Annotated in this window: 15 protein-coding genes; 11 read left to right on the plus strand and 4 right to left on the minus strand. The window is 68.5% G+C overall.

Translation table 11 applies throughout. The features are described 5' to 3' along the window. Positions 1-44: 44 nt before the first annotated feature. From ACPPVT_RS16385 to ACPPVT_RS16405, 5 genes are all read left to right on the plus strand, one after another. A complete protein-coding gene (locus tag ACPPVT_RS16385; protein WP_426562080.1) occupies positions 45-686 on the plus strand; it encodes a hypothetical protein in 642 nt (213 codons plus the stop codon). A 592-nt stretch (positions 687-1,278) separates the two neighbouring features. After that, on the plus strand, positions 1,279-1,413 hold the full coding sequence (locus ACPPVT_RS16390; protein WP_426562082.1) for a hypothetical protein: 135 nt from the start codon (positions 1,279-1,281) through the stop codon (positions 1,411-1,413). Beyond that, a complete protein-coding gene (locus ACPPVT_RS16395) occupies positions 1,413-1,577 on the plus strand; it encodes a hypothetical protein (RefSeq protein WP_426562084.1) in 165 nt (54 codons plus the stop codon). The genes ACPPVT_RS16390 and ACPPVT_RS16395 overlap by 1 nt, the downstream gene beginning before the upstream one ends. Beyond that, on the plus strand, positions 1,574-2,689 hold the full coding sequence (locus tag ACPPVT_RS16400) for a PPK2 family polyphosphate kinase (RefSeq protein WP_426562086.1): 1,116 nt from the start codon (positions 1,574-1,576) through the stop codon (positions 2,687-2,689). The genes ACPPVT_RS16395 and ACPPVT_RS16400 overlap by 4 nt, the downstream gene beginning before the upstream one ends. A gap of 475 nt (positions 2,690-3,164) precedes the next feature. Next, on the plus strand, positions 3,165-3,731 hold the full coding sequence (locus ACPPVT_RS16405; protein WP_426562088.1) for a DUF2231 domain-containing protein: 567 nt from the start codon (positions 3,165-3,167) through the stop codon (positions 3,729-3,731). A 13-nt stretch (positions 3,732-3,744) separates the two neighbouring features. Here ACPPVT_RS16405 and ACPPVT_RS16410 read toward each other — a convergent pair whose 3' ends face one another. The 4 genes from ACPPVT_RS16410 to ACPPVT_RS16425 are packed head-to-tail and all read right to left on the minus strand — an operon-like array spanning position 3,745 to position 7,632. Beyond that, positions 3,745-4,368 carry a methyltransferase family protein gene (locus tag ACPPVT_RS16410; protein WP_426562090.1) on the minus strand — a complete coding sequence of 208 codons (624 nt, stop codon included), beginning with the start codon at positions 4,366-4,368 and terminating at the stop codon, positions 3,745-3,747. After that, entirely contained in the window at positions 4,332-5,588 is a 1,257-nt protein-coding gene (locus ACPPVT_RS16415; RefSeq protein ID WP_426562092.1) for a GNAT family N-acetyltransferase, read from the minus strand. The genes ACPPVT_RS16410 and ACPPVT_RS16415 overlap by 37 nt, the downstream gene beginning before the upstream one ends. 5 nt (positions 5,589-5,593) lie before the next feature. After that, the gene (locus ACPPVT_RS16420) at positions 5,594-6,628 is read right to left on the minus strand and encodes a Gfo/Idh/MocA family protein (protein WP_426562093.1); all 1,035 of its coding nucleotides are present in this window, start codon (positions 6,626-6,628) and stop codon (positions 5,594-5,596) included. Then, the gene (locus ACPPVT_RS16425; RefSeq protein ID WP_426562095.1) at positions 6,625-7,632 is read right to left on the minus strand and encodes a Gfo/Idh/MocA family protein; all 1,008 of its coding nucleotides are present in this window, start codon (positions 7,630-7,632) and stop codon (positions 6,625-6,627) included. The genes ACPPVT_RS16420 and ACPPVT_RS16425 overlap by 4 nt, the downstream gene beginning before the upstream one ends. Before the next feature lie 90 nt (positions 7,633-7,722). Between ACPPVT_RS16425 and ACPPVT_RS16430 the strand changes: the two genes are divergently transcribed. The 6 genes from ACPPVT_RS16430 (at position 7,723) to ACPPVT_RS16455 (ending at position 15,038) form a co-directional block, all read left to right on the plus strand. Then, positions 7,723-8,748, plus strand: coding sequence for a LacI family DNA-binding transcriptional regulator (locus ACPPVT_RS16430; protein WP_426562097.1), 1,026 nt, complete (start codon positions 7,723-7,725; stop codon positions 8,746-8,748). Between the two features lie 96 nt (positions 8,749-8,844). Next, positions 8,845-10,170 carry an ABC transporter substrate-binding protein gene (locus ACPPVT_RS16435; protein ID WP_426562099.1) on the plus strand — a complete coding sequence of 442 codons (1,326 nt, stop codon included), beginning with the start codon at positions 8,845-8,847 and terminating at the stop codon, positions 10,168-10,170. A 3-nt stretch (positions 10,171-10,173) separates the two neighbouring features. Further along, positions 10,174-11,088, plus strand: a complete 915-nt coding sequence (locus tag ACPPVT_RS16440) for a carbohydrate ABC transporter permease (RefSeq protein ID WP_426562101.1) — start codon at positions 10,174-10,176, stop codon at positions 11,086-11,088. Then, entirely contained in the window at positions 11,085-11,975 is an 891-nt protein-coding gene (locus ACPPVT_RS16445; RefSeq protein ID WP_426562103.1) for a carbohydrate ABC transporter permease, read from the plus strand. Before ACPPVT_RS16440 ends, ACPPVT_RS16445 begins: the two co-directional genes overlap by 4 nt. 20 nt (positions 11,976-11,995) lie before the next feature. Further along, positions 11,996-12,961, plus strand: coding sequence for a glycoside hydrolase family 130 protein (locus ACPPVT_RS16450; protein WP_426562105.1), 966 nt, complete (start codon positions 11,996-11,998; stop codon positions 12,959-12,961). A 22-nt stretch (positions 12,962-12,983) separates the two neighbouring features. Next, the gene (locus tag ACPPVT_RS16455) at positions 12,984-15,038 is read left to right on the plus strand and encodes a hypothetical protein (protein ID WP_426562107.1); all 2,055 of its coding nucleotides are present in this window, start codon (positions 12,984-12,986) and stop codon (positions 15,036-15,038) included. Positions 15,039-15,092 lie beyond the last annotated feature (54 nt).

A 15,092-nucleotide genomic window follows, 5' to 3' on the forward strand; every position in this document is an offset into this window, starting at 1 on the left:
CGCGCTCCGATGTGCACAGCCGCAGCTGAAGCGAGGCTGGACGCATGACCATCACCAGCACCCCTCCTCGCTCCACCGCACTCGACGGCCCGCACGCGGGCCGCCGAACCATGGTGACGCTCGCCGTCGTCTACCTCGGGTTCTTCGCGCTTCTCATGGCCAGCGGCGCCGACCGCGAACCGGACGCCAATCCGGCCAAGCTGATCGCCGACTACGACATCAGCGCGACCGTTATCCAGATCGTCACCTACTCGACCGTCGTCGCGGGGGCCGTCCTCGTCTTCTTCGGGGCAGCGCTCCGATCCGCGCTGACCCTGCGTACCCGGCAGTGGACAGCGGATGTCGCGTTCCTCGGATTCGCGCTGATGGCGTTGACGCTGGTCACCTGGGCGACGAGTGCTCTCGCCCTCTATCACGCTGTTGACATCGGGGACACCGGCACCGTCAGAGCGATCAACGTCATCGACACCACGAACTTCCCGCTCGCGATGCTGTCCATGAGCTGCGCGATGATCGGGGTCGGTGTCACTGCACTCCGTGAGCAGGCACTGCCGACCTGGCTCTGCTGGGCATCCATCGTTCTGGGTGTGATGTCACCACTCGGACCCCTCGCGTTCGCACCGTTCCTCCTGTTCGCCATCTGGACCGTCGTGGTCGCCGCCACGGTCCGCCTGTCGGACGCCTGACCAGCCCAGCAGAACACCCAAACGCCCCACCAGAAACGACGAAACCGGGTGAACCCGTAGGTTCACCCGGTTTCCGATCTCTTGAGAGATCACATTTGTAGCGGCGGGACCGCACAGTTCTGCCCTTGTCCGTTTCGTGGAGTACTTACTCGTGCTCGGTTGCACCACTGCCCTGGCATCGGCCACCCCACTCACCACGTCGTCGAGCCTATGCAAGCACAGGCCGCGGACAGGATCGATCTGCCTGACCGCGCTCCAACGTACGGCCTGAGCACGCACGGCAGTTGAACCCGGGCATCGTCCGGCCCTTAAGCGAGCCGGGACATCGGCTCGGTCTCGCCCAGGAGGCCGCCGGATCCTCGAAACGCCGGGCTCCCGCCGATGCCAAGCGGCAGGCCCAGGAGCAGGTACGTCACTCACGGCTGGCTGATCACCTCCCAGGTCTCGACGTACGACCGGAATCCGGTGTGGCCGTCAGCCGGCGCCAGCGGGCGACGGTCGCGGGGTCCGCAGCGTCATCCTCACACTGCCGGTGTCCTGAACTTCGAAGGTCAGCGCGCACGTCGCTGACGTGGCAGACAAGATGACTCCCGTGGATGTGCGCGCATGGCTCCTGACCAACCCGGAGCGGGAGAACTCGCACACCCGGATCGACGACATCCGCGGCGACGGCACCGCGTGGAGCAGCGGCAACACCGTACGGGCCATCGTCCACGGGCGGCCCTGATGTCGCAGCGCGGGGCGGCGCGCGCCGCCCGCCCGCCCGGACGACTGCGCCGGCTGGCCCCACCGGAGCTGACCGACACCCAGCTCCGTTGGGCGCCCCGGCTGTACGACCTGCTGTTTGACCCCATGGCCGCCCACACCCCGGATCCGGAGCCTGAACGATGACCAAGAGACGTGACATCGGCGCTTGGAGCAAGGACCCGCGCGATGCCCTCCGCGCCGGCCCTGACTTCGACCTGGACACGATGGACCGCGGTGGGACTCCCGGGTGGGAGGACGACAAGAAGTCGGCCAAGCGGTTCAGCGCGCAGCGCGGCAGGCTGCTCAGCGAGCTGCAGGAGCGGCTGTTCGCCGAAGGCCGGGCGGGCGGGGACCGGGCGCTGCTGCTCATCGTCCAGGGCCTCGACACCGCCGGGAAGGGTGGCGTCGCCCGACACGTCATGAGCAAGGTCGACCCCCAGGGCGTGGCCTTACATTCGTTCGGGCCACCGACCGAGGAGGAGCAGCAGCACCACTTCCTGTGGCGGGTCCGCAAGGAGCAGCCCGAACCCGGTCTCATCGGGGTCTTCGACCGGTCTCACTACGAGGACGTGCTGATCGCGCGAGTCGACGAGCTGGTGCCACCAGCGACCTGGGAGGGTCGCTTCGACGAGATCAACCGGTTCGAGAGCGACCTCGCCGAGGCGGATACGACCGTGCTGAAGTTCGCGATGATGGTCAGCCACGACGAGCAAGGCGTTCGACTCATGAAGCGCCTGGACCGCCCCGACAAGCACTGGAAGTACAGCGCCAACGACCTCCCCACCCGGCGCCATTGGGACGAGTACCAGGAGGCCTACGCCGAGGTGTTCCGCCGTACCTCCACCGGTACGGCGCCGTGGTACGTCATCCCGGCTGACCACAAGTGGTACGCCCGCCTGGCCATCACCGAGATCCTGACCCAGACCCTGATCGACCTGGACCCCCATTGGCCGTCGGTCCGCTGGGACCCGATGGTCCAACGGCGCGAGCTCGCCCGGACCATGAGCACCAAGGCCCTCGCCGACTCCCTCGTCGAGACCGACGAGCAGGTCGGGAAGGCCATCAAGGACGACCGCAAGGTCGGCAAGGAGGCCGCCCGGGCCAGCACGGTCGGCGATGGCTCGGATCCGGTCGCCGATTCCGAGGCCAAGGCAAGAGCCGCCGAGGCATCTGCAACGGCCGCCGCCGCCTTGGCAGACCTACAGCGAACTCGCCAGCAGAAGGCCGATCTGCTGGCCGAGCGCGACGACACCTGAGCTGGCGCCTGTGGGCATGCGATCAAACTCGCGGAGATGTCCGCGCCAGGGCGACGACCGTCGACAACCCGCCTCCCCCGCCGGGGGCTCACGTCGGAGAGCTGGTTGCGCAAATGCAAGGGGCCCTCACTTCTCCTGGACGGCGCCGAGGAGACCCCGGGGTGCTGGCTGAGCAGCACGTCGATGTTGTCGAAGGTGAACGTCCGGACGTGCGCTTCGTGGAGCTCCGCGAGGGCATCGCGGCTGGGCTCGAGTACCGGTGCGCCAATGCGGTCCAGGTAGCCGGCGAGGTCGAGCACGTCGGTCTGCCACGGATCGGTCGGCCTGCGAACAGTCAAGCGCAGCGGCGGCCAGACCGCACGACGCAAGCGACGACCGGACTGGCTGCGCGTTGACCTTGCGCATCGTGCGGGCGCAGTGTTGACGTGACACGCCCGGGCAGGTTCTCGACGTGCACGTCCTGGAGGAGAAGCGAATGAACTCGGCTGAACAGGTCCCCGGAATCGTGCGCTGGACCCTGAGGCTGGAGAACGCCACGGTGCTCGATCGGCCGGTGCAGGCGTTGGAGCCGTCGATCCGGAACGTGTTCGGCATCGGGACTCGCGCTTCGGTGCTGCGCGGCGAGTGGCTCGGCCACGCCGTCCACCCGGTGCTCACCGATGTGGTGCTCGGCACGTGGACGTCGGCGAGTCTGCTCGACCTCTTCGGAGGGCCTGACTCGTCGGCCGCGGCTCAGCGGCTGGTGGGCACCGGTCTGCTTGCCGCCGGTCCCACCGCCTGGACCGGATGGGCGGAGTGGTCGGCAGCCGGGCCGCGCGAGAAGCGGGTGGGTCTGGTCCACGCGGTGACCAACGGCGTCGCAATCGGGCTGTACGCGGCGTCCTTGCTCGCCCGTCGGCGCGGCCGACACGCAGCCGGCGTCCGACGGGCTCTTGCCGGAGCGGTGGTTTCGGGGGCGGGAGCCTATCTGGGCGGCCATCTCAGCGCGGCCCGCAAGGTGGGGAGCCACGATCGCGCCTACGACGACGCACCGGCAGGGTGACCGCCCGCTGCCGTCACCAGACGTGGGGAACGAGCCGGGCCCGGCCGGCGGCGAACACTCGGTAGCGGTCGCCCAGGGCGGCCTCCAGGGCACGCTCCTCGATCCGTAGGCGAAAGATGAGAGCGGCCAGCAACACCCCCACCGCGCCGATGGTGCTCACCCAGTTGCCCATCATGAGACCGCAGCCTGCGAAGGCCAGCAGCACGCCCGTGTAGCTCGGATGTCGAAGCACCCGGTAGGGACCACGGTCCACCACGGGTTGGTCCTCGCTGGTCTGCACGACCACGGTGAAGTACTGCCCCAGGCTCACGAAGGACCACCAGCGCAGCAGCAGGCCGAGCCATGCGATCAGCAGCCCGAGCGCGAAAACCCAGCCGCCGCCTATCGCAGCGCCTGGTGCGACTGCTCGACCGAAGGGGAACAGGAGAATCGCGCAGAACAACATCGCCCGGAACAGGAGCTCTGCGCGCAGGCCGGCCCGGGTCGCGCCGCGGCGTCTGCGGAACGTCTGCCAGAGCTCGCCCACCAGGAAGGCGCCGACGGTGACTGCGAAGGCAGTACGCGCGAAGTCCGAGTGCAGCTCGTACGGCACGGGCGCGCTCAGAAGTGCAGTGTCGAGGATGCCTGCACGGGCCATCCCAGCAGTGTGTCAAGGCCGTTGGCAGCGGCGCGGGACGCTGTGACCCGGCCGGCACTGAGGAGCGTCGTCGGGTTCGTGGTGCCGAGAAAGCTGGCTGCGAGCTCTGCGACGTCCAAGGTGACGTCTGCCGCGCGCGACGTGGGCTCGATGGATGCGCGGCCGCCCGACAGCCGGATCAGCCATCTCCCGCTGGCTGGTCCTGTGCGGTCCGTGACGTCGACCGCCAGCTGGGCATCGGCGGCCGAGTACCCGCGCATGAGCAGCGCTCGAGCCGGGTCCACGATGCGAAGCGAGTAGCCGTCGTTCAGCCCGGTGACCCGCCACGCGGCCCGGTCCGTGAGCATCCACGGCAGCGGATCGTCAGGGCGCATATCGGTAGCGCACACCGTGCTCGCGATCCCCGTGGACGAGATCGCCTGCCAGAGCGCCGCGTGGGCGTCGAACGTGGAGTACGTCTCCGAGAGGACGTCGAGCACCTGCGCTTGCGGTGTCCAGCCCCGGAACACGTAGGTCAGGACGCCGTCGACGTTCCCGCGTTCGTCGGCGTGCACGAGGCATCGGGCCGGGTGTTCGTCGTCCGGCTGCTGGTTCCTGGCTGGGTGCGTGACCGCCAGCGCCCCGAAGCGGTAGGGGCCTGAGGACGCTGCGACTGCGCGGGCCTGCTCGTCGGCGTGGCGCGGGTCAGCGGCGTGCACGGTGCCCGGAGGATCGCGGAGCAACGCGAAGCGGGCGCAGTCGACCTCGACTGTGCTGGAACGGATTGCCGGCGAGAACCCGAAGCGCGCGTACAGCGCGGGATGCGCGGCGTGCAGGGCCAGGAGCGGAACCCCCGCGTCCACTGCTTCGGTCGTGACCGCCTCCATGAGTCGACGCATGAGGCCCTGCCCCTGGTGCGTCGCGCGCACGGTGACGTCCGCGATGAGGGTGCACGGGATGTCCTCGTCCTCACCCGCGTTCAGGCTGGCCCCGATCGTGGCCAGGGTGGCGACGGGTACGTCCGGGCTCAGGGCGGTGTCCGGCCGCGGGCCGCGGTCGTGGATCGCGTGCAGGATGCGTCCCTCGTCCTGCCAGGCCCCGGCGACGGCGGCGCGCTGGTCAGCTGAGGGCTCGGCCTGCAGGAAACCGTTGTACCGAGCCGTCATCCAGGCCCGGGTCTGCACGTCCGGGCCCTCGTCGGTGCAGCCGGCGGGGAACCTCCGGTACTGCACGTCGGCCACCCGGCTCACGTCGGCGCGCTCATCGACGACTGCACCTGCACGGCGCGTCCTCCCGACCGGGCCGACTCGATTGCGGCGGCCATGATCTCGACGGACCGGACCCCGGCCACTGCATCGGCGTCGATCGAGGCTCGCCCTCGGACGGCGTTGACGAAGTTGTCGATCATGTCGGCGTCCATGTCGGATCCGTACGCCCACCACTGGGGACCGCCGTCGGCGTAGCCCGCGACCCTGAGGTTGAACGGATCGATGCGTAGCCGGCCCTTCGTGCCGATGACGTCAAGGGTGAGGCCGCCCCAGGTCGGTGCTGTCCGGGGTTGGCTCCACGAGCAGTCGACCGTGGCGATGAAGCCCTGTTCGTACTCGATGGTGACTATCCCGCCCGTCTCGACCTCGGTGGGGGGCTCCTGCTCCAGGATGCGGTTGGTCACCGCACGGACGCGCACCGCCGGTCGGTCAAGGAGGCCGTCGATCAGGTCCGTGCAGTGCACGAGGTGGTCTGCGAGCGCGCCGCCCCCTGACCACTGCGGCTGGGTGAACCACGCCCTGTCCCGCGGCAGCATGCCGTTGTTGGTGCCGAGCAGGGACAGCACCGAGCCCAGCGCGCCGGCTTCGACCCGGGCCCTCAGATGGCGGTACGCCGCGGACTGCCGGACCGGGTGCGCGACCCCGAGCACCAGCCCGGCCCCACTGGCCGCCTGCCACATGTCGAGTGCGTCGGCGGCCGTGGTGGCCATGGGCTTCTCGCAGAGCACGTGGCAACCCTGCGCGAGGGCCGCCATCACGTCGTCGTGGTGCCTGGCGTTCTCGGAGCACACGATAACTACGTCCGAGCCGGCGAGCAGCTCGGTGGGGTCCTCGACCCAGCTCGCACCGCTCGCCTCCGCCAGCCGTGCACCTCGGTCGAGCTGATCGGGGGCCGAGTCCGGGTCGCTGAAGAGGACTGCGACGTCCCGACGTGCGCCGAGGTGTCCGAGGTATCCGGCGGCGTGTCCGTGGGCAGCCGACAGCACGCCGATACGCAGCATCGAATCGCTCACCGTGCACCGCCGATCTGCTCGCGCCAGGGTGTGAAGTCCACCGGTTCACCGCGGTTGACCGACTCTCTGGCCGCCTCGGCCAGCGCTACCGCGGTGACGCCGTCCCACACGTCGACGCAAGAGGGCGCGTCGTCGAGGAGCGTTCGGGAGAACTCTGCGAGCTGGGTGAAGTACGGGCTCTCCTCCGCAGTCTCGGGAGGCAGGTAGGACTGCTCCACCTCGAGCCCGGGCAGGTCCTCGAAGACCGTGAGCTCATGGGCCGGGCTGCTCACCAGACGGCCGGCACTGCCGGAGACGTCGAACGACGGCCCGAAGCTGAAGCCAGGGCTTCCCCAGAACGACTGGATCTGGGAGATGGCCCCGCTGTCGTGGACCAGCGTGGCGTGGGCCACGACCTCGGGGGGAACCTGCCCGTTCGAGCTGGCCGGATTCTGCACGGCGTGCACCGTGCGCACCTCACCGCCCAGCCAGCTCGCCTGGTCCAGGTCGTGAACCATCAGGTCGAACAGGATCCCACCGGACTGCGCCTCGTCGAGAAACCAGTCGCCGGTGGGCTTGGACCCGCCCCGCACGAAACGCAGGATCGCCAGGTCGCCGAGCGCGCCCGCACGGACGGCCCGATGCAGCGCGTCGTACTGGCCGAAGAACCTCACGACGTGTGCCGGCAGCACAAGCACGTCACGTCGGCGAGCCTCCTGCGCGAGGTGGAGCGCGTCCTTGAACGACAGCGCCATCGGCTTCTCGCAGACCACGGGGAGGCCCTGCCGGACGGCGGCCTCGGCCACCGCCGCGTGGCTCCCCGACGGGGTGCACACGTCGACGACATCGACGCTGGCGAGCAGGCCCTCCAGGGTTGGCTGGACCTGGAGCCCGTAACGCTCGGCCAACGACTGCGCCCCGTGCAGAGCGTGCACCGACACCTCCCAGCCGAGGCGTTTCCAGAACGGGACGTGCAGTGTCGTGACGCTGCCGGCTCCGACAATGCCCACCCGGCGCGCGCCCATCGCGACCCCTTCGATCCGAAACGTTTAGGCTGGACGACAATAGCGAACCCCTGGCGTCTGGACAGCCGGGCGAATCGTACGGTCGGAGGAATGGGAGCCATGCAGCCACGGGTCACGATCGTGGACGTCGCGAGAGACGCCGGCGTCTCCATCGCCACCGTCTCGGCCGCGCTGAACGACCGACCGGGGGTGTCCGAGCCCACCCGCAAGCGGGTCGTGGCGACGGCCCAGCAGCTCGGCTGGTCGCCCTCGTTGCGAGGCCGCAGCCTCTCGCAGAAGCGCGCCTTCAACGTGGGGCTGGTGATCCAGCGCAACCCTTCGGTCATCGCCTCCGACCCGTTCTTCGCCGGGTTCATCAGCGGCGTCGAGTCGGTGCTCGAGGACGGCGGGTACGCGCTCGTCCTCCAAGTGGCCCCGACCCGTCAGCGCACGGTCGAGCGGTACCGGCGCCTGGCCGCGGACCATCGCGTGGACGGCGTCTTCCTCACCGACGTGTCAATGCCTGACTCCCGATTCGACCTCGTGCGCAAGCTCGGCATCCCAGCCGTCGCCATCAACGCCGCGTCGCGTGGAGAGGGCATCTCCTCCGTCCGCCAGTCCCACGAGCCCGGCATCGACGCCCTGCTGGCCCACCTCGTCGACCTCGGCCACCGACGGATCGCGCACGTCTGCGGACCTAGGGACTACATCCACGCCCACGACCGCGAGAGGGCGTGGCGCGACTACCTGTCGGCCGCCCGGATCCGGCCCGGCGCCTGCGTCGAGGGGGACTTCTCCCTTGCGGGCGGAAGCCGCGCCGCAGCAGCGCTGCTGCGACGAAAGCCCCGACCGACCGCGGTGTTCTGCGCGAACGACCTGATGGCCATCGGGTTCATCGCCAAGGCGACGGAGATGGGGTTCTCCGTGCCCGGGGACGTCTCCGTCGCGGGGTACGACGGCATCGACTTCGGGGCCTATGCCCGCCCCTCATTGACCACCGTCACGACGGCCCCGCACGCACTCGGCGAGCAGGCGGCTCGAACTCTGCTGGGAATGCTCGACGGCAAGCCGGCCTCCCACGTGGACACCGAACCGGCCAGCCTCGTCGTCCGCGCCTCCACCGGCCCACTGGCCTGACCGACTCGACCCCGGTGCAATTGTCCGGTTGCGCATCCGAAACGTTTTGGTAAGGTCCGGCTCATCCAAAACGTTTCGGAGATTCGCGGAGGAACCATGCCGACAACGACGTTCCGCGCAGCGGCCCGACTCTCGCTCGTAGTGGCTGGGGTCACCGCCCTCATGGCCGCCACGGCGTGTAACAACGGCGCAGGTGGGTCCGCGGCTCCCACCCCCAAGGGCAGCGCCAGCGGCACTCTCAACATCCTGGTCTCCAGCGCCACCGGCTCGGACGCGGGCTTCCAGGCGGTCAACAAGGCGTTCGTGGCCAAGTACCCGGGCGTGAAGATCAACTTCTCGGCGGTGCCGAACGAGACCTACGCCCAGGCCCACGCCTCCAGGCTCACTGCCGGCAGCATCGACGTGGGCCTGGCCGGCCCGAAGGAGCTGCCGAGCTACGTCCCCGCCTCCAACGAGGGCGACGACGCGAGGCTGGCTGACCAGGGCGGCTACGTGGACCTGACGGACCAGGCGTTCATGAAGAAGTACAACCCGACCGTGCTGGACCAGATCAAGTACAAGGGCAAGAACTACACCGTGCCCACCGGCCTGAGCTACTACTCCGGGATGTTCTACAACAAGAAGATCCTCGCCGACAACGGGATCAAGGTCCCCACGACCTGGAGCGAGCTCACCGCGGCCTGCGACACCCTCAAGGCCAAGGGCATCGTCCCGCTGGGGATCGGCGGCAAGGACTCTGCCGGACTGAACATGCTCGGCGTGGCCCAGAGCCTCTACCCCACCGCGCAGGTCAAGGACGATCTCGCGAAGGGCCTGTACGACGGCTCGGTGAAGCTCAACGTGGACACCCAGCTCAAGGTGCTCCAGCAGGTCCAGAAGCTCTACTCCTACGCCGAGCCGAACTTCGCCGGCGTGTCCTACGCGACGATGACCTCGGACTTCGTCAACGGCAAGTTCGCCATGATGAGCGACGGCACGTGGAACACCACCACCATCCAGCAGGCCGGCGGGTCCAAGCTCGACTTCGGCTACTTCCCGCTGCCCGCCAGCGACAACGCGGCCGACAACAAGTTCCTCGGGGGGAAGGTCGAGCTGACCCTGGCCATCCCGAGCAACGCCAAGAACAAGTCAGCCGCGATCGAGTACCTGTCGTTCTTCACCGACAACTACCAGCTCTTTGACGACCAGGCCGGTTTCGCACCGTCCGTGACCGGCGCCAAGAGCAACCCGTTCTACACCGACATCGCGCAGTACACCAGCACCTTCCAGCCGGCCTGGGACACGATCTGGATCCCCAACACCAAGGCTGGCCCGGCGGCTCAGAACCCGTTCAACTGGGCGGGCATCGCGCCGATGGGCAAGTCCGACGCCCAAGGGGCGGCTGACGCCTCGCAAAAGGACTGGCAGGCGGGTCTGAAGTAGACCATGAGCCAGTCGCGTTCGTTCATCTTCGGACGGCGATGGTCAGCACAGCTAACCTTCGCGGTCGGGATCAGCCTCGTCGTCGTGTTCTCGCTCGTCCCGGCCGTCGGCATCTTCGCGATCTCCCTCACCGACATCCGGTCGCTGCCGTTTATCCCGATCCACTGGGTGGGGCTGGAGAACTACTCCACGTTCTTCTCCTCGGCCCAGCTCGGCTACAACCTGCACGCCTTGAAGAACACGTTCGTGTTCGCAATCTCGGTGACGTTGTTGCAGAACACGATCGCCCTGCTCATCGCCGTCCTGCTCAACCAGCGGCTGCGAGGGCGCAACTTCGCCCGCGCGGTGGTGTTCATGCCCACCATCCTGGGCGTGACCGTCATCGGGCTGATCTTCACGCTGATCTTCAATCCGAGCGGCGGGCCAGCGGCAAGCGTCTGGAAGTCTCTCGGGGCGTCCTCGGCGTTCTTCGGCGACCCGCACCTGGCCATGGCACTGGTGATCGCGGTGTCGGTGTGGGCCGGCATGGGCGTCGCCGTGGTCATCTACCTCGCCGGCCTACAGGCCATTCCCGGCGAGCTCTACGAGGTGGCGTCCATCGACGGGGCGACGTCCGCGCAGAAGCTCCGCCACATCACCTTCCCGTTGCTCGCTCCCGCGGTGACGGCGAACACCCTGCTGTCCATTATCGGTGCCCTGCAGAGCTACCAGCTGATCTACGTCCTGACCGGTCCGATCAACCCTGCCACCCAGGTCCTGTCGCTCGCGATCTTCACCCAGGGATTCGGTGGCGCCCAAGGAGGGGCGGTGCAGTCACAGGGCTATGCGGCCGCGATCTCGGTCGTCCAGTTCATCATCGTGATGATCGTCTCCGTGGCGACTCTTCTCTACCTCCGCCGGAAGGAGACGTCACTGTGAGCGAGCTCGTCACCGCCGTCCCGACCGTTGCCGCCCCGGGCAGCCCGCAGAAGCCGGGCCGCAGCACCGGTCGCCGATCCGTTTCGGCGAAGGTCGTGAACTACGGCCTGATGGTCGTGGTCACCGTGATCTACCTGTACCCGCTGGTGTTCCTGGTCAACACCGCCCTGAAGAGCAACGGCGAGTTCTTCAGCAATCCGACCGGCCTGGTCAAGGCGCCCCACCTGTCGAACTTCAGCACCGCGTGGCGGCAGGGCAACTTCGCGTCCTACGTCCTCAACAGCGCCCTGTACACGTTCGCCGCAGCAGCGATGGGGACGGTGATGTCGCTGATGGTGGCCTTCCCGGTGTCCCGCGGCTATCTCAAGCACAACAGGCTCTGGTACGTCCTGTTCGTCTCGATGTTGTTCCTGCCGAACACCCTGGTGACGGTCTTCCAGTTGGCGCTGCGCATGCACCTGTACGACACGCGGCTGGGCTACGTGCTGATCATGGCCTCGGGGATCGGCGTGGGTCCGCTGCTGATCGCCGGCTACCTCAAGTCGATCCCCAGGGAGCTCGACGAGGCCGCCGCCCTCGATGGTGTGGGCTACCTGCGCTACCTGTTCAGGTTCCTTCCGCCGCTGATCCAACCGGTGCTGGCGACGGTGTTCATCCTGCAGGCGATCGGGGTCTGGAACGACATCATCCTGGCGACCATCCTGCTGCCGGACCAGGCCAAGTCGCCTGTGACGCTCGGGCTGTTCGCCTTCAAGGGCACCTACGTGAGCCAGTGGAGCCTGCTGGCCGCCGCGACCATCATCGTCGCCGCCCCCCTGCTGCTCGTCTACGTGTTCCTGCAGAGGTACCTGGTCGCCAGTGCGGTCGGCGGCGCAGTGAAGGGCTGACCAGGATCGGAGAGGACACGATGACCACCGGACCAGTCCGCTTCCCGCTCGGCCCGTTCACGCCCTACGAGGGCAACCCCATCCTCACTCCCCAGGGCAGTGGCTGGGAGTCGGGCAGCGTGTACAACCCCGCCGCGGTCGTCGTTGACGGCAGGGTGGCCCTGCTGTACCGGGCCCACGCCGACGACATCGTCTCCCACGTCGGCCTGGGCTGGAGCGAGGACGGGATCACCTTCCAGCGCGAGCCGGAGCCCGTCCTGTCGCCGAGCGAGGACTATGACCGGTACGGCGTCGAGGACCCGCGCGTGACCCGCGTCGGCGACACGTTCTACCTCACCTACTCGGGCTGGGACCGGCAGACGGCTCTGCTCTGCCTGGCGTCGTCCCCCGACCTGCGTACGTGGACCAAGCACGGCCCGCTGTTCCCAGAGTTCGACACCTTCCAACCCCGTGGCCACGGCGGGCCTGGCCCGTGGTCCAAGGCCGGCGGCATCCTCGCGCAGCCCGTCGACGGGAAGTACCTGATGTACTTCGGCGAAGGGTCCATCTGGGCGGCCACCTCCGACGACCTCCTGCACTGGACCCCGATCACCCCGGACGACCAGTCCCCGATCATGGCGCCACGGCCAGGGACCTTCACCGACTTCCTCGTCGAGGTCGGCCCACCGCCGCTGGTCACGGACGACGGGCTCATCCTGCTCGTGCACAACGCGGCGACGAAGAACCCCGACGGCAGCGTCCGGTACACCGCGGGCCAGCTGCTGTTCGACCCACAGCGGCCGACCGAGATCCTCGCCGAGCTGACCCGCCCCTGGATCGAGCCCACCAGCTACGAGGACCTTCACGGCCTCGTCTCGAACGTCACGTTCGTCGAGGCGATGGTCTGGTTCAAGGACCGGTGGTTCGCGTACTACGGACAGTCCGACTCCACCCTGGCGGTGGCGACCTTCCGCCCCGGGGACCGGTACTCAGACCTCCACGCCTGACCACTTGACGAAGGAGACAGCTGTGCACAGGACGTTGCGAAAGGGGTGCCTGGTCGCCCTGGTCACCGTGAGCATTATCGGCCTCCAGGTCGCCGCACCTCTCCCCCGATCCCGGGCCGAAGCGGTGAGCGGAGCAGCGCGGCCGAGGCTCACGAACCTCGCGCACCTCAACTTCTTGACGAGCACCGTCACTCCCCCGCAGCAGCAGGACCACACGACCTATCGTCTGGGCGAGGAACCGGGCGTCGAGGTGCTGTGGGTCTACGCAGACCACCAGGCTGACGGCAGCTTTCGCAGGGTTGGTGGCGGGGACTACGACGCCGCGACGAATTCCTACGGTCAGGGCGCGTTCGATGCCGACGACATCAGCCGGGCAGCGGTCGCCTACCTCACGGCGTGGCGGCAGTTCGGCGACGAGCAGGCACGCCAGCACGCCTTCGAGCTCCTGCGCGGGTTGACCTACCTGCAGGACGCGTCCGGACCGCACGCGGGCAACGTGGTGCTCTGGATGCAGCCGGACGGCACGCTGAACCCCTCCCCGACTCCGGCCGACGACCCCAACCCCGCGGACTCCGGCTCGTCCTTCTGGTTGGGTCGCACGATCTGGGCCCTGGGTACCGGGTACGCCGCGTTCAAGTCCGCTGACCCCGAGTTCGCCCGCTTCCTGCGCCACCGCCTCACGCTCGCCCTGGACGCCGTCGAGCGGCAGGACCTCAGCACCTACGGACAGTGGCAGGTCGTGGACGGTCTGCGCTGGCCCTCTTGGCTCATCGCCGACGGAGCTGACATCTCCTCCGAGGCCATCTACGGTCTCGTGGCGTACTACCGCGCCAGCGGGGACGAGCGGGCCCGACGCGACCTGACCAAGCTGGCCGTAGGCGTCGCCGCCATGAAGACACCAGGGTGGCCGTACGGGGCCCTGCTGCCGTGGACCCACTCCAGATCCTTGTGGCATTCCTGGGCCGGCGAGATGTCCGGGGCCCTCGCGGCCGCCGGTTCGGCTTTGGGTCGAGGCGACTGGACTCGCACCGCAGTCGGCGAGACGGCTCAGTTCACTCCTCATCTGCTCGTGCAGGGCGGCCCGGACAACGAGTGGCTGCCAGCGCCTATCTACCGGGACCAGATCGCCTACGGCGCCGACGTCACGCTGCGAAACCTGCTGAGCACCGCCGACGCAACGCAACGAAGGTCGTTCAGACAGCTCGCCGGGGTGGCCGCCAGCTGGTACTTCGGAAACAACCCAGCGCACGCACCGATGTACGACCCGGCCACCGGAGTCACGAACGACGGCATCAGCCCCACCGGTGACATCAACCAGAACTCCGGTGCGGAGTCGACCATCCACGGCTTGATGTCGATGCTGGCGCTGGACGCCGCACCGGACGTCGCGGCAGCGGCGCGCATCGCGCACGTCGCCGATCGAGTGACCTGGGCGTACACCGAGGCCGAGTCGGGAGAGCTGTCCGGCAACGCCTCCGTCATCACCCCGGCCGAGTCGTGGACGGGTGAGTCGCAGTGGAGCGGCGACCGGTACGTGTCCCTGAGCTCCGGTGGGCGAGTGACCGTTCCCGTGCAGCTGCCGACCACCGACCGGTATCTCGTGATGCCGGTATTCGACCGGCAGATCGCACCGCGTGACTCCGTTGGCGGCCGGCTCGCTCTTGGTGACGTCCCCGCGGGCGTTCAGCAGCAGGGCGGGGCGGGCCCGCAGGGGGTGACGTCCGTTCCGGGCTACCTGGACGTCGGCTCGCGTGCGACCGCACGTCGCGTTGCTTCCGGGTCGAACCGGCTCAACATGTCCTACGTCGGGGACGGTCGACCGGCTCGGATCGACGGGGTCCTCCTGCAGCCCGAGCTCGAATGGGTCGTCCTCGGCGGATCCGGGGCGCGGGGGCAGGCGCTCCTGCGCAGCTTCTCACCGAACCCGCGGCACAAGGTGATCACCGTGGGCAGCGGTCACCTCACGGCGTACGCCTACGACCGGCAGGGAAGGCTCGTCGACACCGCATCGGGCGCGCACGGTCGGGTGGACGCACCGGTGGCACCCTTCGGCTTCACGATCGTGCAGGTCGGCTAGCCGCGCCGGGACTCAGGAGTCAGGAGCTCTCGACGTACCAGGTCTCGTGGATGG

It is taken from the genome of Angustibacter sp. McL0619 (genome assembly GCF_049994355.1).
Taxonomy (GTDB): domain Bacteria; phylum Actinomycetota; class Actinomycetes; order Actinomycetales; family Angustibacteraceae; genus Angustibacter.